Origin of the sequence: Paenibacillus sp. FSL L8-0470 (genome assembly GCF_038008625.1) — a bacterium.
Classification (GTDB): Bacteria; Bacillota; Bacilli; order Paenibacillales; family Paenibacillaceae; genus Paenibacillus_AQ.
Window position 1 is genome coordinate 2,426,962 of sequence record NZ_JBBOZM010000001.1, and the last position, 19,730, is coordinate 2,446,691.

The 19,730-nt window shown below is 46.3% G+C and carries 18 protein-coding genes and 1 tRNA gene; 11 read left to right on the forward strand and 8 right to left on the reverse strand.

Going from position 1 to position 19,730, the window contains the following annotated elements; genetic code table 11:
* Positions 1–53 precede the first annotated feature (53 nt).
* Positions 54–743 carry a Crp/Fnr family transcriptional regulator gene (locus NST99_RS10905; protein ID WP_341091569.1) on the reverse strand — a complete coding sequence of 230 codons (690 nt, stop codon included), beginning with the start codon at positions 741–743 and terminating at the stop codon, positions 54–56.
* Positions 744–888: 145 nt separating this feature from the next.
* On the reverse strand, positions 889–1,776 hold the full coding sequence (locus NST99_RS10910; RefSeq protein WP_341091571.1) for a fructose bisphosphate aldolase: 888 nt from the start codon (positions 1,774–1,776) through the stop codon (positions 889–891).
* A 132-nt stretch (positions 1,777–1,908) separates the two neighbouring features.
* On the opposite strand from NST99_RS10910, the gene pyk reads away from it, so the two are divergent.
* Positions 1,909–3,018 (forward strand): pyruvate kinase, encoded by a 1,110-nt coding sequence (pyk, locus tag NST99_RS10915; RefSeq protein ID WP_341091573.1) that lies wholly within the window; start codon positions 1,909–1,911, stop codon positions 3,016–3,018.
* 313 nt (positions 3,019–3,331) lie between these two features.
* Here the strand turns inward: pyk and NST99_RS10920 are convergent, their stop codons facing one another.
* A complete protein-coding gene (locus NST99_RS10920) occupies positions 3,332–4,522 on the reverse strand; it encodes an alpha/beta hydrolase (RefSeq protein WP_341091575.1) in 1,191 nt (396 codons plus the stop codon).
* Between the two features lie 122 nt (positions 4,523–4,644).
* On the opposite strand from NST99_RS10920, the gene NST99_RS10925 reads away from it, so the two are divergent.
* Positions 4,645–5,232, forward strand: a complete 588-nt coding sequence (locus NST99_RS10925) for a TetR/AcrR family transcriptional regulator (protein WP_341091576.1) — start codon at positions 4,645–4,647, stop codon at positions 5,230–5,232.
* A 152-nt stretch (positions 5,233–5,384) separates the two neighbouring features.
* Here the strand turns inward: NST99_RS10925 and NST99_RS10930 are convergent, their stop codons facing one another.
* The 4 genes from NST99_RS10930 to frlD all read right to left on the reverse strand — a co-directional run bounded on the left by NST99_RS10930 (position 5,385) and on the right by frlD (position 8,824).
* Positions 5,385–6,473 (reverse strand): low temperature requirement protein A, encoded by a 1,089-nt coding sequence (locus tag NST99_RS10930; protein WP_341091578.1) that lies wholly within the window; start codon positions 6,471–6,473, stop codon positions 5,385–5,387.
* Positions 6,474–6,718: 245 nt separating this feature from the next.
* Positions 6,719–7,147, reverse strand: coding sequence for a secondary thiamine-phosphate synthase enzyme YjbQ (locus tag NST99_RS10935; protein WP_341091580.1), 429 nt, complete (start codon positions 7,145–7,147; stop codon positions 6,719–6,721).
* 4 nt (positions 7,148–7,151) lie between these two features.
* On the reverse strand, positions 7,152–8,003 hold the full coding sequence (locus tag NST99_RS10940) for an amidohydrolase family protein (RefSeq protein ID WP_341091581.1): 852 nt from the start codon (positions 8,001–8,003) through the stop codon (positions 7,152–7,154).
* Positions 8,004–8,038: 35 nt separating this feature from the next.
* On the reverse strand, positions 8,039–8,824 hold the full coding sequence (gene frlD / locus NST99_RS10945; RefSeq protein WP_341091583.1) for a fructoselysine 6-kinase: 786 nt from the start codon (positions 8,822–8,824) through the stop codon (positions 8,039–8,041).
* Positions 8,825–9,045: 221 nt separating this feature from the next.
* Between frlD and NST99_RS10950 the strand changes: the two genes are divergently transcribed.
* Together NST99_RS10950 and NST99_RS10955 are read left to right on the forward strand one after the other, a co-directional pair.
* Positions 9,046–10,377 carry an APC family permease gene (locus tag NST99_RS10950; RefSeq protein ID WP_341091585.1) on the forward strand — a complete coding sequence of 444 codons (1,332 nt, stop codon included), beginning with the start codon at positions 9,046–9,048 and terminating at the stop codon, positions 10,375–10,377.
* A 144-nt stretch (positions 10,378–10,521) separates the two neighbouring features.
* Positions 10,522–10,594, forward strand: a tRNA-Lys gene (locus NST99_RS10955).
* Between the two features lie 247 nt (positions 10,595–10,841).
* Here NST99_RS10955 and NST99_RS10960 read toward each other — a convergent pair.
* Positions 10,842–11,732 (reverse strand): LysR family transcriptional regulator, encoded by an 891-nt coding sequence (locus NST99_RS10960; RefSeq protein ID WP_341091587.1) that lies wholly within the window; start codon positions 11,730–11,732, stop codon positions 10,842–10,844.
* Between the two features lie 108 nt (positions 11,733–11,840).
* Between NST99_RS10960 and NST99_RS10965 the strand changes: the two genes are divergently transcribed.
* The 7 genes from NST99_RS10965 (at position 11,841) to NST99_RS10995 (ending at position 19,462) form a co-directional block, all read left to right on the forward strand.
* Positions 11,841–12,233 (forward strand): tautomerase family protein, encoded by a 393-nt coding sequence (locus NST99_RS10965; protein WP_341091589.1) that lies wholly within the window; start codon positions 11,841–11,843, stop codon positions 12,231–12,233.
* Positions 12,234–12,253: 20 nt separating this feature from the next.
* Positions 12,254–12,580 (forward strand): carboxymuconolactone decarboxylase family protein, encoded by a 327-nt coding sequence (locus tag NST99_RS10970; RefSeq protein ID WP_341091591.1) that lies wholly within the window; start codon positions 12,254–12,256, stop codon positions 12,578–12,580.
* A 169-nt stretch (positions 12,581–12,749) separates the two neighbouring features.
* Positions 12,750–14,840: a serine hydrolase gene (locus tag NST99_RS10975; RefSeq protein ID WP_341091593.1), complete on the forward strand. Its 2,091-nt coding sequence runs from the start codon at positions 12,750–12,752 to the stop codon at positions 14,838–14,840.
* A 99-nt stretch (positions 14,841–14,939) separates the two neighbouring features.
* Positions 14,940–15,623 carry a response regulator transcription factor gene (locus tag NST99_RS10980; RefSeq protein ID WP_341091595.1) on the forward strand — a complete coding sequence of 228 codons (684 nt, stop codon included), beginning with the start codon at positions 14,940–14,942 and terminating at the stop codon, positions 15,621–15,623.
* Positions 15,620–16,663 carry a sensor histidine kinase gene (locus NST99_RS10985; protein WP_341091597.1) on the forward strand — a complete coding sequence of 348 codons (1,044 nt, stop codon included), beginning with the start codon at positions 15,620–15,622 and terminating at the stop codon, positions 16,661–16,663. The genes NST99_RS10980 and NST99_RS10985 overlap by 4 nt, the downstream gene beginning before the upstream one ends.
* 101 nt (positions 16,664–16,764) lie before the next feature.
* Positions 16,765–17,550: an ABC transporter ATP-binding protein gene (locus NST99_RS10990; RefSeq protein ID WP_341091600.1), complete on the forward strand. Its 786-nt coding sequence runs from the start codon at positions 16,765–16,767 to the stop codon at positions 17,548–17,550.
* Positions 17,537–19,462, forward strand: a complete 1,926-nt coding sequence (locus NST99_RS10995; protein WP_341091602.1) for an ABC transporter permease — start codon at positions 17,537–17,539, stop codon at positions 19,460–19,462. Before NST99_RS10990 ends, NST99_RS10995 begins: the two co-directional genes overlap by 14 nt.
* The last annotated feature ends 268 nt before the right edge of the window (positions 19,463–19,730 follow it).

The window sequence follows — 19,730 nt, forward strand, 5'->3', positions numbered from 1 at the left end:
TTTCCTTAAAATACCCTGAGCAACCGCATGGAGGATGTAATGCAGATTACAGCTTAATGACAATCTGATATCAACTTCTCAAGTCGCTCCGGATGGATGCGGACCGTTTTAAAGCCTGTCTGGACCAGGCCGTCTCTGTTCCATTGCCGCAGGACGCCGCTTACTGCCTCCCGGGTGGCTCCAACCATATTGGCGAGTTCCTGGTGGGATAAGGACAGGTTGATCATGGATAGTCCGTCCTGCTCTTCACAGCCAAACCTGCGGGACAAACGCAGCAGAATATGCGCAAGCCTAAACCGCAAATCCCCAAGTGCCAACTGCAACATCAGACTGCCCATATCATTAAATTGGCTGCTTAACGTCTGTATCAGGTTCAACATGAAACGGGGCCGGCTCAGCAGGAACCCTTCGAAGCGGTCTTTGTTCATCAGACAAATATCGCAGTCATCCAGCGTGTCTATAAAAAGCTCTCTTGTCCCAAGCGAGATGCCGGCCATTTCCCCAAAAACATTTCCTTCACTCAGAATATCGAGCGTGAATTGCTTGCCGGTGCTGCTCAGCTGATAAAGACGAATCTTGCCCTTTTTGACAAAAAACAACCCTTCAGTAAATGTCGACGGTGTCTGGATCAACCTATTCGCCGGGACTGCTGTAATGGAAGTCATCTCCTCCATCTCCATTAAGTCCTCAGTGGACAGATTATTCAGAAGATTAAACTGGGATAAATACTGGATGCTATTCATGAATCCTCCTTAGCATATAATTGGTACTACCCTATCATAATCGAGCCAAAGCTCCGACGAAACAACTATGTAAATCACAGCTCTGCCATATAAATGAACCCCGGGCTGCAAAAAGCCCGGGGTTTATTTTGTGTGATAGCTACCCTTAGGTAATGGAGGCTTCGTAGATTTCCTGTGTGGATTTTGCGAGCATAGCATTGAATTCATCGTCCGATAGCTGATCGCTGAGCCCTTGCGATAAAGCGCGGGAGAAGCTGGCGATCAGTCCATGGTTATGTGCCAGCTTGTCATTGGCTTCAGCTTGGGAATAGCCTCCAGACAAAGCCACAACCCGTACCACATGCGGGTCTTCAATTAAATCGCTGTAGAAATTGTCCTCAGTCGGTATGGACAGTTTTAGCATGACTTTTACATCTTTGCCAAGGGCGGATAATTGAGTGGAGAGCTCATGTTTTAATAGCTTCTCAGCTTGTCCCTTATCTGCGCTGTGGATATCCACTTCCGGTTCGATAATCGGCACCAGACCATAACCTGCAATTTGCTTAGCAATAGTGAACTGCTGTTCGACAACTTTTTGAATGCCTTCGGGATTTGCTTCCTTAATCAGCGAGCGCATCTTGGTCCCGAAGATGTTTTTCTGCACTGCGCGCTTCAGGAGGTCATCCAATCCGGGAATAGGCTTCATGAGCTGAACCCCATTTTCAAGTTCATCCAGACCTTTATCGATTTTCAAAAAAGGCACGATGCCTTTCTCTTCCCAGAGATAATCGGCGGTTAATTGCCCGTCAATGAAGCGATCCATCGTGTTCTCAAAAAGAATAGCACCCAAAATGTGCTTGGAATCAAACGCTGAGCTCTTGATAATACGTGTTCTCATTTCGTGAACCAGTTCAAACATCTCTTCTTCATTGGAATAGCGGTCTTCCTGAATACCGTATTGCAGCAGTGCTTTAGGCGTGCTTCCACCGCTTTGATCCAAAGCCGCAATGAAGCCCTTTCCCGTGTGGATCACGTCCAATTGTTTCGTATTCATGGTCGTTTCCCCTTCCCTTCCATAAAATGAATGGTAACTGTTTCAATCATGTATAGTTTAGTTAGAATAAACGAACAATGCAAACTAAAGGAAAAGACAGGGAAGCCAATCAAGTATGAGAGGTGTGTTCACATGAGTATTGATTTGATCTGCACGATAGGTCCGGCAAGTTCTTCTTCTGCTGTTCTCAAGGAATTGCTGCTGAGCGGGATGACGATTGCCCGGCTCAATATGTCACACGGGAGCCATGAAGAGCATGAGCGGGTAATCGAGGCTTTGAAGACAGCCGCTGCCGAATCGGGACAGCCCGTACGGATAATGGGTGACTTGCAGGGACCGAAAATCCGTCTGAAGAGCATAAAAGGGGACGCGATTCGCTTAGATGAGGGTCAAACGTTTATCTTTGACCAGTCTGATGAACCGGGAAGCCGGGAACGCGCAGCGCTCGATAATCCTGGTGTAATGGAAGATATTTTACTAGGGTCAACTATTTTAATCAATGACGGGGAAGTCAAGCTTAAGGTGACGGATAAACATCCGTCCAGGATCACTACACGGGTTATAGTCGGTGGAATGATCGGCAGCCGAAAAGGCGTTAATCTTCCAGGAACGGTACTTCACTTGCCGGCCATTACGGAAAAAGACAAACGGGATCTTCAGTTTCTGCTGGAGCATCATGTGGATTGGATTGCGTGCTCCTTCATCCGTGAGGCGTCGCATTTGGAGGAAATTCGAGAGTTTGTAGCTTCACTGGGGAAATATAGTCAACCTGGCCTTATTTCTAAAATCGAAACTATTCATGCGGTGCGTAACTTTCCATCCATCATGGAGGCGTCCGAGGGAATCATGATTGCGCGCGGAGATCTTGGGGTGGAGCTGCCTTTTGAACGTATCCCCTTTATTCAGAAAGCGATTCTTCGCGAGTGCAGCCTGTCGAAGACCTATGTAATTACGGCCACTCAAATGCTGCAATCCATGATCGATCATCCGGTTCCGACGCGCGCAGAGGTAACAGATGTCTCTCAGGCCGTAATGGACGGGAGCGATGCCGTGATGCTGTCAGCTGAGAGCTCGGTTGGTCATTACCCGGTGCAGAGCACAAGAGCCCTGAATACGGTAGCCAAATTTGCAGAGAACATGCGAGAGCAGGGGAAAAACGGTTTTTCACTGGAGGAGATTTGCTCCGAGTCCCTATTTCATAATCTGTATAAGAATATCGCTATTAATAACCGTTCAGATTGAACATTTCTATACAGCAATATGGATGCAGAGATACCGGCTGCTTTCGCTCAACCGCCGCTTAGGTGATAACCTATTTCAAGCCGTTGCTTTGGCAAATATGATGAAGAACAACATTAACTCGCCTAATATAAGATGTGGAGTTGCGCATTGCTGTCACGGCCGAATCGGTTGATGTATACGGATTGCCCTAGACGAAGGGCCTACGCTCATGGAGCTTGTGGCTAGAAAATCCAAAGCGAAATTCTTCATGCTGGATGCGGGTGAGTATATAATTTGAATACAACATGTTAAGAGAAAAGGCTTCATCCGTCGATTAGAATTGCCCGATCCATTGAAGCATCACATCAGCCGCCAAGCCTAAATTGCCAATTTGACAGTGATTGGACGCGTGTTCCTTTGCTGTGAACATGCGGGCAGTAAGCGAACGGACATGGGTCAAACTCGTGATTTGTTCGTTTAGCTGTTTGAGAGGAACATAATGATCCTCCTGTCCTGCCAAAAGAAGAACATCTTGTGTGAGCAAGGAGGAAATATCCTTCGTGTTATACAGCATGGTTTTTCTCATGAATTCTGCCGGTGTTTGGCTGCTGGTGATATGCATCCCCTGCATCAAGCCCCACTCAATCATCAGGCTTTTGCCCGCCATTTGTTGTAACGCCGTATTGACTTGCTCATTCTGCCCATCCGCCAACAGCGTTTGAAGCTTTTCCCTGGTTTCTGGTTCAACTTGCTGCATAAATACTTCAAAAAAATTCGTCAGAACGTCATACGCAATAACATGTTTTACTCGCTTCTCAAACGCCGCAGCCCGCACTGCCAGAAATCCCCCCAAGGACATACCAATCAGAGTAACATTGTCCAGGCTAAAAAAATCAAGAACCGCACTCACCGGTCTTTCCCATTCATGGGTAAACGGTAACCCGTAATCCTCTAAGGCTGCTCCTTGTCCGGGTCCGTCGAAACAAACGACATCAAATCCGGCACCTTTAAAAATCATAACCATCAAAAGAAGCTCCTCCACATAACTGTCGAATCCTCCAAAAAAGACAACTGTTCTCTTGGGATTGTCCGCAGAGATATGGTAAGCTGACAGAAACTTGTTCTCGTAAGGAATGAGGTGGTGTTGCTCCTTGGCTATCCCGTAATGGGCAGTTGACAACGCAATGAATTGCTTGCGCAATTGCTGTTTCTTCGGATTTCCCTCTGGCAGGTAGAACTCCCCTCCCCGGAAATAATACGCCGCTTTAAGCTTTTTATCTTGTTCCAAAGCCTGATTGCCGAGTTGGATAAAGGAATGGACAAGCTCCTCATATGAATGGATACTGCGCGCGGCCTCACGCATTTCGCGAAGCATGTCTTCGTCATTTGTCCAATTATAAAACCGGTTCATTTGAAAATTGATGCTGACATTCGGGTGGAGGTCATAAAGTCCTACGGGAAAATCGCGGGTAGACCATTTGTTCATCATCTGTAATGCTCCTTTCCTTTTGTTTTTTTTTATCATACACTCACTATAATGAACCCGAACCTCTGCCACAATCACTGGATAATGCGGTTTCGTTGCTTATTCAACAGACGGATCTCTTTTGTTGCTTGACACAGAATTACGAGACAGGCGGTGTTAAAATGTCTTATGAAAAAGATCTGAGGGTGCTGAAAACACGCAGGCTGATCAGAGATGCGCTGGTAACCCTCATAGAAAAAAAAGGATTTAAGAATATCACGGTCAATGATATTGCCGAGCAAGCAATGATCAACCGTTCGACTTTTTACCACCATTATACCGACAAGTACGAACTGCTTGATCAGATGGTGAATGAGTTAATTGCAGAGCTAATGACGCTGGTGGCTCCGGAGGCTCATGTCAAAGGCGGGAAATTGGAATACTCCAGTTTTGTGGATACGATACAAACCATATTAAGCGTTGTAGCAAAAGACGCACAGCTTGTAAAAGTTGTAATGAGCGATAATGAAATGATCAGAATCCGCAGGCGAATGGAAAATACGTTAAAGGAAAAGCTGGACAAGAGTTTTCAGGAACAGATCCTAATCTCCAAGGATCTGTTCCTCGAATTAATTACGTCGCTTTATATGGCTGCTATCGAATGGTGGGTCAATAACGATATGAAATATTCTGCGGGGTATATGGCAGAGCAACTGGTTCGGATGCTTGCGGCCGGGCCTGTAAAAACCGCTGGTCTGGGGTCCATGTAGGCTTTGTTGCATGAAACTTTAAGAACTACAGTAGAGCGAATCCAAAAACAATCCGATGTGAATGTATTTGGTCTTGAGGATGACAAAAGCCATTTGCGCTTATCCGGTTCATGGGCATCTCATAATCTGTAAAGGGACACAGATAACCTATTTCAAGCCGTTGCCTTGGCAAATATGATGAAGAACAACATCAACTCGCCCACTATAAGATGTGGAGAAGCCGCTATAAATAGGTCCAGGGTAAACAGGGCACAAAGAATGCCGGTTAACAGAGTAACAACGGTGAAGCTGGGTCTAAGATGATTGAATTTGTACTGAAAGAGTATGAACATCACGGAAATATAATAGATCAGCACAGAGCCGAAGGCAAAACAAAGCATAAATACGTATTCCAATTGATCTATAAAGAGAAGTTGTATGGAAGCGGCAATCATACTGAGTGAAAAATAAATAAACAAGTGCCCGTATATGAGGCTCTGTCCTGCCGTTTGTTTCGATTTGTCTACGTGCTTCTCCACATTCTCGAAGTATTGCCACCAGATGGCGATCACTAATAGAAAAGCCAGGGCTGCAAATAAAACAGAAGATCCTGTGAATTTATAGGATTGCAGGACAGACAGCATGCTGACTACCGACTCACCAAGCAGAATCAGGGTAAACAAAGCAAATCGTTCTAATAAATGCGCAGTATGAATAGGCGTCTTGACCAAAATCTTTCGTCCGAGCAGAGGTACAATAATGTCCACAGCAATGCCTGCATATAGAAACAAATACCGTACTGAGGAGTCGAAAAAGAGGGAAACGCAGGAGATAACGATCCCCAGCCCAAAGGAGGCTCCTAAGAAACGGGCTGTTTTCTGCTTATGTGCAGCCTCTGTCCGCGAAGAGAGCACATACTGGACGGCGGTTAAGCTCCTTAAACCGATATATCCGACAAAAAAAGGCAAATAATTTGCATCAAAGTCCACATCAAGACTGGCGGTCATGATCAAAACAAAAAACAGCTGCACGATCATAAAGAGCCGCTGCGCATTGCTGTCACGGCCGAATCGGTTGATGTATACGGATTGCCCTACCCAAGCCCACCAAATCGGAACGAAAATCAGAATGAATTTCACCAGATGTTCAACGGAAATACTGTTATGCTCGACATGTAGCAATACATGGGTAGCTTTGGAAACAGCAGCTACAAATAACAAATCGTAAAAAAGCTCTAGCCAAGAAACCTTCTTCTCATGCATTGTTAGGAAGCCCCCTCAAATTTTGCAGAATAGATATGGAGACTGGTGATGTTTTCTCAGAATATACTAGCACACAATTACTTAAAAAATAAGCAAATATTTAGACCTTTGGTATTAAGCTATTATCATCGTTGCGTAAAAACGGAGCTATTTCACAAGCAGATAAGACTGCTTACAAAATAGCTCCGTTGATGATGCATTGTTGTTAGCGTATCCGTTATTAGAAACGGTATAGTATCTTCCAGTTACTCACCCATCATTTGAACGTATACTTTACGAGTCTGCGGACCGTCACACTCCACAAGATAGATATGTTGAGCAGAACCACACACAATTCTAGATCCCTGAATTGGAAACATACAGCTATTTCCCAGCAGCATCGATTTCAAATGACCTGGCGAGTTATTGCTTGTGGCTCCATAGGTTGGAAGAAAATGAGCGTGAATATATTTATCATCATCAGGAACGAGCTTCTCCAGCCGTTGTAATATATCTGTTTCTACACACTCCAGCGGTTCATTGATTGTAATTCCTGTGGTAGTATGAGCCGTAATTACTGCGACCAGGCCATTCGTAATTCCTGATTCCGCAACGATTTTGTGTACTTCTTCCGTAATATTTATCATTTGAACCGCTTGCTTCGACATACATGAGATTGAAACTAATTTGTTCATAAGCTTATTTCTCCTCCCCTAGAAATGCAAGTGCATTTCCCCCAAAAATGTTCGTCTTTACCTGTTCACTAAACGGTAGATTTTCTATAGCTTTTTTTAATTTAAACGCACGAAACCTCGGGGTATTTGAACCAAACATCACTTGCTTGGCAAAATTGCGTTCAAGGGTCTGCGGTTCCATTTCCTTCATAAAAATACGCTCCATAAAATCATTAAAGGAATCCATATACAGCATTGAGGTATCTGTGTAGACATTAGGATATTTTATCAACAGCATCATCATTTCTCTAACCCATGGCCATGCAAAATGTGCGAGGCACATTCTCAGCTCCGGGAATTCCACTGCTACCTGCTCATAATGAATCGGGTTAGCATACTTGGCTAGCGCATTAGGCTCCCAACTCAAGCCGGCATGAAACATGATCGGTTTATCGTATTCTCTACATTTCTCATAGATCGGCCACAATAGCTTATCATCAGGATAAAACCGCTGCTTGGAAGGATTCAGCTTTAGCCCGCTTAGCTTCAGATTGGCAAAGGCATTGTCCAAAACCTCCACCGCATCCTTCCGATACGGATCTACACTGGCAAATCCAATAAATGAATCGGGATGAAGATCTGTGATCTTCTTGATCTCCTCATTACTTACAATACAGCCGCCACTTTGTGTTGTTAAATCAAGTGGAAGCAGAATGGAACGGTCGATCTTACCATAAATCATTTCAGCTATAATTTCCTCATAACTGTAAGGTGACTGCTTATAGGTACCAAACTGCTCAGAACGGAATTTCAGGGCGGAATCATCCCCGCAAATCGTATCAAAATAAATCGGATGTACATGTGCATCAATAATCATTTTTTCTCCTCCTCCAATATCCTCAGCTTTGTAAATTAATAGGGTTCGAATTTTTGAATAATCTCAGCGGACAGCTTTGCACCCTCTTGCAAGCAGCTTTTTATCGGAAAACCCTTGATCACCCCAGCCATAAATCCGGCAAAAAAGGAATCCCCGGCTCCCACTGTATTTACAATATTTTCTACTTTTATAATGCTTCCCGAATAGAACTGTTTACCATCGTACGCCAAGCTTCCAAACTCTCCAAAAGTAGCTACTACGATTTGTACTCCTTGATCACAGGCCCACTTCATTTTGTCTTCAATCCACGAATCTCGCTGCGGGTATGAGAATAAAGCATAATCCACATTCGGGATAATCAATTCAAAATCCTTATCCTCCAAAAATGTAGAGAAATCAAAAGCGATCTTACAGCCCGCTTGTCTGAATTGTGCCAGTAAGCCATAAATACGTCCGAAGTAATCTGTATGAATGTAATCATGCTGCTTAATAAAGTCAAAATCGTCATCTGTCAAATAATAATTGGCCATAACTCCATCAATAGAATTACCGTGGACTCTGTCGTTATCAATCAACTGCATATGAATTTGTGCCGTTGAGCCCTTATCCACCCGGAGGTGAGTAGTATCAATTCCGCTTATCTTCAGCCTCTCCGCCATCTGTACCCCATAAGAATCATTTCCCACAGCGCTCACAACAGCGGCGGGGATTCCCTGTTTTTTAATATTGATAGCAAAATCAACACCATTGCCTGTAGGGTAGCTCTTATCCAGATTGTCATAAACATCCATACAGCTATATCCAACTGCAACAACTTTCATAAAGATCAACCTTTCTACACAGATATCTAATAAACAACATGCATAACGTTATATAACGTATTGATAATATGTCCAATATAAGCGTTTTCATATAGAGTGTCAAGAGAGAACATTATTACACACATCGTGGTTTCGGGATGTGTTTTTTGCTGTTATGTCGTAAACTATATATACGTAATTTTCCCCAATACATATAATACAACCGGGAGATCTATAATTTCGTGACAGGAAGGACTTTTAATTTCACAATGAATACGAAGCCGCTAACAAAAAATGTAACATTCATTGAAGCTCTGGCCATTGTGGTGGGGATGATCATCGGATCGGGGATTTTTCTGAAGCCGGGTATTGTGCTGAATCATGCCGGTACGCCATGGATGAGTATTTTGGCCTGGGGGATTGGAGGAATCATTACGCTGGCTTCGGCGCTGAGCGTGGCGGAAATCGCAGCCGCCATTCCTAAGTCAGGAGGACTCTATACTTATCTAGGTGAATTGTACGGCGGGGTATTCGGCTATTTGCTGGGTTGGGTGCAGGCTGTAATCTCCTATCCGGCCTCCGTTGCGGCGCTGGCGATAGCGTTTGCCACATACTCCGGCTACTTTTTGCCGCTCAATCAATGGCAGCAGAAGCTGCTGGCGGTGTCCATTCTGGCATTCATTCTCCTCATGAACGTCATTGCGACCAAATTCGGCGGTATTATTCAGACGGTTGCGACTGTTGGGAAGCTGATTCCGGTTGCAGGTATCGTAGGAGTAGGTTTATTCTCGGATTTGGCTCCCGGCTTTGGAGGGATTGGAGCTACTGCGACTGGTGCAGGCTTTGGGGCGGCGGTTCTGGGCACATTATGGGCCTATGACGGTTGGATCAGCGTGACCAATATGGCAGGAGAAATCAAAGATCCGGCCAAGACCCTGCCGAAGGTCATCTCCATTGGTGTGATGTTCGTGATCGCCGTTTATGTGTTGTTCAATATTGCAATTTTCAAGGCGCTGCCTTACGACCAGATCATTTCTTCCCAGACTCCTGGGGCTGATGCAGCAGAGGCTTTGTTTGGCAGCGGCGGCGGGGCTTTCATTACCGCGGGGATTATCGTGTCTGTACTTGGTGCGCTGAATGGGTATTTAATGACCGCGGCGCGGGTACCTCAGGCAATGGGGGAGAAGAATCAGATTCCTTTTTCCCGGGTACTCCGAAGCATCCATCCCAAGTTCCAGACTCCAGCCAATGCGCTCATTTTTCAAAGTGTGCTGGCGGTCATCTATATTTTCTCGGGAACCTTTAATACGCTGACGGATTTACTGGTGTTCGTGTTGTGGATTTTCTTTACAATGGGTGTGTTTGGTGTGTTCATCTTGCGTAAAAAACTGCCGCCGGAGAAAGGACGCTACCGTGTGCCACTCTACCCGGTTACCCCTATTCTAGGGGTGGCAGGCGGGATCTATATTCTGGCCAGCACAATTGTCAGTGATCCGCTGCGTTCTCTTGTGGGTATCGGCATTACGCTGGCCGGACTGCCGGTCTACTATGTGTTGTCCCGCAAAAACAGGTAGTTCTAAAATAATGAAAGAACTCGAGTAATGATTTTCTTGACATAAGCAATATAAAGTTATATGATATTAAAGCGTCTTTTGAAGATGATTTCTTTTTTTGAAAGATACCAGTCTAGTGGAATTCGAATAATTAGACATCTATTTGGACTCTTAGCTCAGTTGGTAGAGCAGTTGACTCTTAATCAATTGGTCCAGGGTTCGAGTCCCTGAGAGTCCATCACAGAAAAAACGGCAGAGATGCCGTTTTTTCTGCTGTTTGGATAGAAAAGACGTACAATGCAAAGAGAGCCGTGCGTCAACACGACTCTCTAGGCAATAGCCGCTTTTAAGGGCGGCGGCTTTAAGGTATTACAGGCAGAGATAGACCGCATCCTTTGGACCAGGGAATACAAAGCGACTCCAAAGCACTTGCTCTAATCGGACAAGCAAACCAAACACGCCAAATACGGCGTGTTTTTTTGCGTTTAATTTCGGCGTCGATCAAGCTCCAGCTCTTCTTTTATATATTGCATCAAAAGTTTCTTGGATGAGGATATATATTCATCATTGCGTGCTTGCAGCAGGCCGACCGGAATGGCGGAATCCTTCAGTTCAACTTGGATTCTCACAACATTTGGCGGTAATGGCGTAGAATCGAGAACGGCTCCTATGGAGGAAGGGATTTGCTGGACGAACCCCGCAATGGCTGAGATTTGACTTACTGTATACAGAAAAGGAGTTTCAGTGTAACGGGAAAATTGCTTCGATAACCGCGAATAATATAAACAGGTAGTTCCCCCGGATATGATTGGATAACCCAGTAATTCTTCAAAAGGGATTTCGTCTCTCCCGGCCAAAGGGTGGTTGTGCACTGCGATGAAAGAGATATGCTCGTTGTACAGTGGCTCAAAGTGAAACGAAGCCGCCTCGGCAGGCTCTCCGCATAGGGCAAAGTCCAATACATTCTGAAGCAGTGAACGGGACAGGGTGGTTGTGTTCCCGATTACGAAGTGGCAGGATACATTGGGCTTATAGTCGCGGAACCGCTTCAGCGAGTTTGGCAGTACTTGCTCTGTTAACGATTCCAGCCCTCCGATACTGAGAGTGCCGATCTCCTCTTTTTGCAAAGCTTTGGCCTGTTCTGCTACATAGTTCCAATGTTGAATCAGCTTGTCGATCTCTGTTGAAAATATTTGCCCGGCAGCGGTAAGCTCTGAATCCCAGCCTCGTTTGAAAAGCTTGATACCCAGTTCCTTCTCCAGCCGCTGAACCTGGTTCGTAATCGTAGATTGTGCGTAGTTCAGTTTTGCGGCGGCTTTGGAGAAGTTTCCTTCTTGAAGGATAGTCTGAAATGTAGTGAGTTCCTTTAAGTCCATAGTCTATATCTCCATCGGAAAAATTGAATTTTTGTATCATTTAATTCAATTATACAGAATAAGTGATGGGAGTACAATAAGGATAAATCGCTAAAGGAGTGAAGGAACATGCCATTCGTCAGGGTAAGTTACTTGGAAAATAAATACGATGCAGAGCAATTACCCAATATTAGCCGTGATATCATGAGTGCTCTAGTTGAGCATTTTAACGTACCGGAAGATGATTTTTTTCAAGTATTCCATGCACACAAAGCAAGTGAGTTTTACTATAGTCCAAATTACTTGAATATAGAGCGAACGGATGGACTGCTTTTTATTCAAATCACGCTCAAATCCGGAAGAAGCACAGAGCAAAAAAAGAGTTTTTACAGCAAGTTGGCTCAACTTTTGTCGAACACCCTCCACATCAGGAAAGAAGACGTCTTCGTCGTGCTGGTCGATACGGAATTTGAGGACTGGACGTTTGGCAATGGCATCGCACAAATGATTGAACATCCATAGAAGGAAAGGAGGGGATTGGAATGAAGCATCGTAAAATTGCATCGAAAGCCCTTGAAACCTTTGGGGAGATTGCCCCAGCGTTTGCCCGCTATTCAGAAGAAGTGCTCTTCGAGGAGGTATGGCGGAGAGAGCAATTATCGCTTCGGGAACGCAGTCTCCTAACGGTATCGGCGCTAGTCGCTGGTGGACTTACCGAGCAGTTGCCCTTTCATATCCGTCTGGCCCGGGAGAATGGTCTATCCGAGGAAGAATTGATCGAAGCGATAACACATCTCGCTTTTTACGCGGGGTGGCCGCGTGCCGCATCTGCAATACAGGTGGCCAAGGATATGTTCCAAGAAAACTAGAAAGTGATTCCCAAAGTGACAACAATGTAACAAACCCCCTCCTGCTTATCACCTGGATCGAACGACAGGGTTTGCGCTTAACCATACAATAAATGTGTTGGTTGAAACTGCCTGTTCGATCTGACTTGGGTTAAGCCCAAATTTAAGGAAAGCAAGGAGAGGATTTTCGTTGAGTAAGAATAAGAATAAGAATAACAAAACCCGCCGCAAGTCCGGCATGCTGGCCGCTCTGCTGATGCTGACTCTTGCCGTTGAAGCAAGCGCGTATGCTCAGCCGTCTGAGCCATCAGATCATTTAGCCTCGGTCCAACAAGTTGCCGCACTCAGCAGCGCTGCCCCGGGAGATTTAAAGAACGGGCCCCGTGATGCGAAGGAGGTTGAGGCGTTTCTTGACGCATTTTTTGCCCAGGATGCCATCAAGCAAAAAGCCGGATCGGCTGCGGTCTCTGTCGTTCAAGACGGGAAAGTGCTTGTCTCCAAAGGTTATGGCGTAGCTGATAAAACGTCGAAGGCACGGGTTGATGCCAGCCTGGGTACCTTCCGGATAGGCTCCGTTTCTAAAGTATTTACAGCCGCAGCCATTATGCAACTTGTCGATCAAGGGAAAATTTCGCTTCAGGACAACATTGAAAAGTACCTGGATGGTTATAAAGTAACAAATCCCTTCGATACACCGGTAACGATAGAGCATCTGTTGACGCATACGACCGGTTTTGAAGTTCGCGAACCTACGGATGCCAGCTATTTATTTGACCCTTCCCAGAAACCTATTTCATTAAAAGAAAGCATCTACGATGTGTTCCCACCTGTTGTTCGCAAGCCGGGAACGTCCTATATGTACGATAATTTTGCTTCCAGGCTGCAGGGATACATTGTGCAGAAGGTAAGTGGAGAATCCTTCGGGAGTTATGTGCAAAAACATCTGTTTAAGCCGCTCGGTATGACTTCAAGCAGCTTTAGCATGACCAAAGATTTGACCCGCCGGCTCGTCACTTCTTATGATGCGGAGGGCAATGCTATTCCGGTGTATGGGTTTTCGCCGGGTGAATGGCCGGAGGGCAGCATGTTATCGACCGCCTCCGATATGGCATTGTTTATGAAAGCTTTTCTGAATGATGGCCGTGCGTCGGACGGCACGGTTATCCTGTCACCTGAATCGGTGAAGGCGATGTCAGCTTACCAGATGGCCATCCATCCGGATTTGCCGGATATGACATATGGCTTTGAATCGCCTGTTCTTCCGGCCAAAACGAAGGGTGAAGCTGTGATCTCCAAAGGTGGCGATATTCTGGGCTATAGTTCGCTGCTGTGGATTCTGCCTGACCGTAAAACGGGTGTTTTCGTTTCTTACAATACGAATCAAGATTTGCGTAATGATCTGTTTACCGCTTTTATGAATCATTATTATGCGAGTGGCAAATCGCCGTATGAAGCGAAGGGATTCAAGGTACAGTCGGCGGAAGACCTTGCCAAGTTTGAAGGCCTGTACTCCGATTTGCGGATTAAACTACTGACCAAAGTCGAAGTGGCAGGAGATGGCACCCTAAGGGTGAGCGATATGCTTAGCCGTCACCAGTTGAAGCAGACCGGTGAGCTGCTGTTCGTTGATGAGGAGGGGAATCCTCTAGCCTTCAAGGCGGATGCCGAGGGCCGTATCCTCTATATGAAATACTCTAATTTATTCAGCTATGCAGCCAAAATACCGGAGGATCCAGCCGAATTCCCGGATGTAGCGGCCGATCATCCGTATGCCAGCTACATTCTTAGCTTAAAGTCACTGGGGTTCTTAACGGATGATTTGTCACAGCCATTTGAGCCTACGCAAACGGTCACCCGTGGAGCGTTCATCCATATTTTTAACGCGATATGGAGCATCCCTGAATCATCAAATCCGTCTGTATTCAAGGATACTGAAAATTCTCCCTACCGAAAGGCTATTCAAGCCGCTGTCGAGGCCGGTATGCTGAATGGAACAGGGAGCGGATTGTTCGAACCGGACCGTCCGATTCTTCGCGAAGAAGCTGCGGCTATCGTCTACCGCTTACTTACTGTAACGGGAATTAGGATGCCGGATTCCACGGCTGTCCTTGCACCGGGCACGTCGAAATGGGCTGCCGATGCTGTCAGCTCTGCGGTCATCTGGAAGCTGCATGGACCGGAGGTGACCGAATCGAACGGCATGTTCGATTACGGCTCTCAGCGGGCGTTGAACAAGCAGGAACTGGCGGCTCTGCTGTTCACGATGCTGCTTCCGCAATAAGTTCATTACAGTGGGGGGCGATTCATTTGCCTCCCCTTTTTGTATGGAAGCGCGGAATGGTATGATGAAGGAGCAACAGCCGGAAGGGAGCTCGCCGATATGGATTTTAATATATTTATTATCGAAGATGATGAGGCCATTTTTTCTTCCTTAAAGGAACGATTGGAGCAGTGGTCGTTTCATGTCACGGGACCGGAGCGGTTTGATGATGTGATGAGCACCTACATTAAAGTGCAGCCCCAGCTGGTCATCATAGATATACAACTTCCAATGTATGATGGTTTTCACTGGTGCCGGGAGATTCGGGCAGTGTCAAAAGTGCCGATTCTCTTTCTATCTTCGCGCGATCATCCGCTGGATATGGTGATGGCGATGAATATGGGGGCGGACGATTATATTCAAAAGCCGTTTCATATAGACGTGCTGCTCGCGCAAATACAAGCGGTTCTCCGCCGGACCTATGCTTACAGAGAGGAAGCTGATGACCTTATCGAATGGAACGGCACCATTATTGATATGAAGCGTGGATTGATCCGTAAGGATGGGCAGGATGTGCTATTGACCAAGAACGAATTTTTTATTCTGGTGGTGCTCGTCAAGGAGAAGGATAAAGTGATCTTACGCCAGGATCTGATCCGCAAGCTGTGGGATGATGAGACCTTCGTCAACGACAATACGCTGACAGCGAACATAACGCGGCTGCGTCAAAAGCTGGCGCTTTTCCAACTGGAAGAAGCAATTGTAACAAAAAAGGGGCTTGGATATATGGCGTGTACGTTATGAGCGGGAAACGTTTATTCCTCCGCTATCTGTATGACAGGAAAAGCTGGATTGTGTTCTTCCTGTTCTCATTGTTATTTGTAGATTTGCTGATCTGGATCGATAATGGCATTTCCATCCGGGGCAATTCGATGCTCTATTTAAACCTGCTGCTAATTCTGGCGATGATCGTTTTCCTTGGGTGGCGTTTTCGTAAAGAAACGAGGTATCCGCGAGCACTGGCAGAACTGGCTGAAGGAATCCATGAAGATTGGGTTGAAACCTTGCCTTCAACTTATTTGTATCAGGAGGAAGCGACGAACCAGCTCTTACGGGCAGTGGACCACTGGTACTGGCATAAAATATCGAAGAGCTATTCTGCCCGATCTATGGAACAGGATTATATCGCTGCCTGGGTGCATGAGGTAAAGACGCCGCTGACTGCAGTGAAATTAACCATCGATGCCAACAGAGACCATCCGGCGATGCGTAAAATCGAATCGGAATGGCTGCGGATTCATTTACTTATCGACCAGCAATTATACATTTCGCGTTTGCCGACACTTGAGGCTGATTATGTGTTGGAACAGACGGGAATTCAGCGGCTTGCTGCACTGGAAGTACGTGAGCTTAGCTCCTGGTGTATGGAGAAAAATATAGCTGTTGAGTTTGAAGGCGAAGAGAACCTAGTTAGAACGGACCGCAAATGGTGCCGTTTTATTATCAGGCAAATATTGACGAATGCGGTTAAATATAGCCCGGAGGGCGGAATGATTGTACTGTCAACTACAGCCATAGAGGATGGGCCTGTCAGACTGACGATTAGAGATGAAGGACCGGGTATCGCCGCACAGGACTTGCCGCGTATTTTCGACAAAGGCTTTACCGGAGAGAACGGCAGACTGCAAAATGCGGCAACTGGACTGGGGCTCTATTTAGCTCAAACTGTTGCGGACAAAATCGGGATTAGGTTAACGGTAGAGTCTGAGTCCCAGTCAGGAACGGCTATTCAGATGACCTTCACCGCGATCAATGCGTTCGAATCTGTCCGGACTTCAATATGATAATATTGTCACGTAGAACCTCCTGTTTGTCATCTGATACGGGCGACGGGCATGGCCTGTTTCTCTAAAATGAAGGTTATATCAGAGTGGAGGCTATGGAGATGAATCAAAACAATGGGCTGAGAACCGTACTGCATGCGCAGGAAGTCCGTAAATCATTTGGTGTCAGGGGAAATGTTCAGCAGGTGCTGAAGGGCATCAACCTGCGTGTAGTGGAAGGTGAGTTTGTCGGAATCATGGGGCCGTCCGGGTCGGGGAAGTCGACTTTGATCAAAGTGTTGGCGACCATTGATAAAGCGACGGAAGGGAAAATTCTCGTCGAAGATACGGATGTCTCAATTATGAAAAATAGCGAATTGTCTGCTTTTCGGCGCAGGAAGCTGGGCTTCATCTTTCAGGATTACAACTTACTTGATACGTTGACGGTAAAAGAGAATATCCTGCTGCCCCTTTCCCTCGATAAGATGAAGAAAGCAGCGGTGGAGGCTGATTTTCAGGCCATGGCTGCAGATCTTGGCATCGGGGAGATTGCCCATAAATATCCGAATGAAATTTCCGGGGGGCAGCGGCAACGGACGTCTGCTGCACGCGCATTAATCCACCGGCCCTCCATCGTATTTGCGGATGAGCCGACAGGTGCTTTGGATTCGAAGGCGGCCTCCTCTCTATTGGGAATGCTGGAGGAGCTTAACGGGCAGCACAATATTACCATTATGATGGTGACTCATGATCCTGTGGCCTCGAGCTATTGCAGCCGAGTTGTGTTTTTGAAGGACGGAGTGCTGTATTCCGAATTGTACCGTGGCAGCAAGACACGGCAAGCTTTCTTCAAAGATATATTGAATGTGCAGGCCGTGCTCGGGGGTGATCATATTGACACTGTTTGAGTTGATTATCCGTGGTGTACGGAAAAATATTAAAAATTACTACTTATATTATTTTGCACTAATTTTCAGTACAGCCCTTTATTTCGTGTTTGCCACATTGCAGAATGACTCATCGGTAATGGCAGCATCATTCGGCGATATTCCATTTACTTTGGTGTTTGATGTGGCCGGAATTTTGGTGCTCACGATTGTAGTTGTATTCATGATCTACGCGAACAGCATTTTTCTGAAACGCCGCAGCAAGGAAATCGGGCTGTATCAGCTGGTGGGCCTGACGCACAGCGCGGTAGCAAGGTTGCTCATCACGGAGAGTGCACTGCTGGGGATGGGGGCGCTCCTGACCGGAATAGTTGGGGGAGCGCTTGTGGCGCGGATTTTTATGCTTATTCTGATGAAACTGATCGGTATAGAAAGCGTTGTAACCCTCTCTTTCTCGAGTGGAGCCGCCTTGCAGACCGTCATCGTATTTACTGTGCTTATCGGCCTTACCATGGTACAAATGCTGTTCAAGGTTTACCGCTCAACGCTACTCGATCTATTCAAGGCGGACAAGCAGGGCGATTATCCGGGAGAGCCGAAGACTGTTCTGTCCGCTTTGATGGGGTTGCTTGGGATTGGACTGATCGTTACAGGCTATCTGCTCTCCAGCCAAACCCTCGGCCAGAATCTGTTCCAGCAGGTGCTTGTGATTCTCGCCTCGACCATACTTGGGACCTATTTGCTGTTTCGTGTGACGATAGGCTGGCTGTTCTTCCGGATACGAAAGGGGAAGGATGGACAGCTCGGGCTAAAAAACAGTTTGTCGCTAGCCCCGATCATGCATCGCATGAAGGGGAATGCGAACTCGCTCACCCTGATTACCATTCTATCTGCGATAACGCTGACGATGGTAGCCATCTCTTATTCGCTGTACTATTCGGCGGAGAGTGAGTCTAGAGCAATGCTGCCTTACGACTTTATCTTTGCCAATAATGAGCGGGATGCGAAATCATTTCGTGTTGAGCTGGAGAAGGAAGGAATTGCGTTTGCTTATCAACCGGTTGAGGCAGTCCGGCTGTCTGGCACGATCGGTAAAGGGCAAGGGGACGGACGCAGCCTGTTGTTGCTCGCGGCAGAACAATTGCAGGCAAGCGGTGCAGACATTATTGTCCCAGGACAGGGTGAGGCCGTCTGGTACACCGGCCTCAAGAAGGCGCTAAGCAAGCAGCCGTTTCCGGTTACTTTTCCACAAGCTGTTGATTTCGGGGCAAGTGGGGTTCACACCAACATACAATTAACACGGGGAAATGATCGCTATGCCATGAATTTCAGCTTACACGGCCATCAGCTGGTGATGCCGCTGGCCTCGATAAAGGCTATTCGTGAGCAATTACCAACTTCCCCTGTATATGAAGCCATTATTATCGACACCTACCAAATTGCGGATAAGAATGAGCGTGCAGCCGCAGCTGGCATCTATGCGAAATATGTCAAGGAAGAGGGAGGCAATCCCGATTTCGATAGCTTTTATAAAGGGGCGCTCCGAAAATTCGGGCTGATCATTTTTATAGCAGGTTTTCTCGGCCTGATCTTCCTGATTTCCACGGGCAGTATTCTGTATTTCAAGCAAATGACAGAGGCAGAACAGGAGAGGGATAGCTATACGATTCTGTGGCAGCTCGGATTCGGGGAGCGTGAGATCATGGGCGGCATTGTCCGCAAGCAGATGTTTGTATTCGCGATTCCGCTTGCGATCGGGCTTTTGCATTCCATCTTTTCCGTAAAAGCGGCTTCTGCGCTGTCCTTATCCAACCTCACCTTCCCGGCAGCTATTGCCATGTCGGTATATACGCTCATCTATTTTCTGTTCGCTGTGCTCACTGTTGTTTATTATCGCCGGGTTGTGAAGATGTCTCAGCATCAAGACTGCTAAGCTGTGCGAGCACCTACATCACATCCACTAATTTTTTGAAAATTGGACAAAATATAGGTGGATTCATGAACCGAAACCGGTTTATAATGGGTTTATACAAAATGTTTGCGCTTACATAATTTCCTGTGAAACTACCACTGTAATGAAGACATCAGGTGTTTATATACGAAACAGGTTGAATAACAATAAAGTGAACAGATTAGACGGCCCCCTTCAAAGGCGTCGGTACCTATACAGTGTGGAGAACGCTTATTATGCTCTGGTTAAT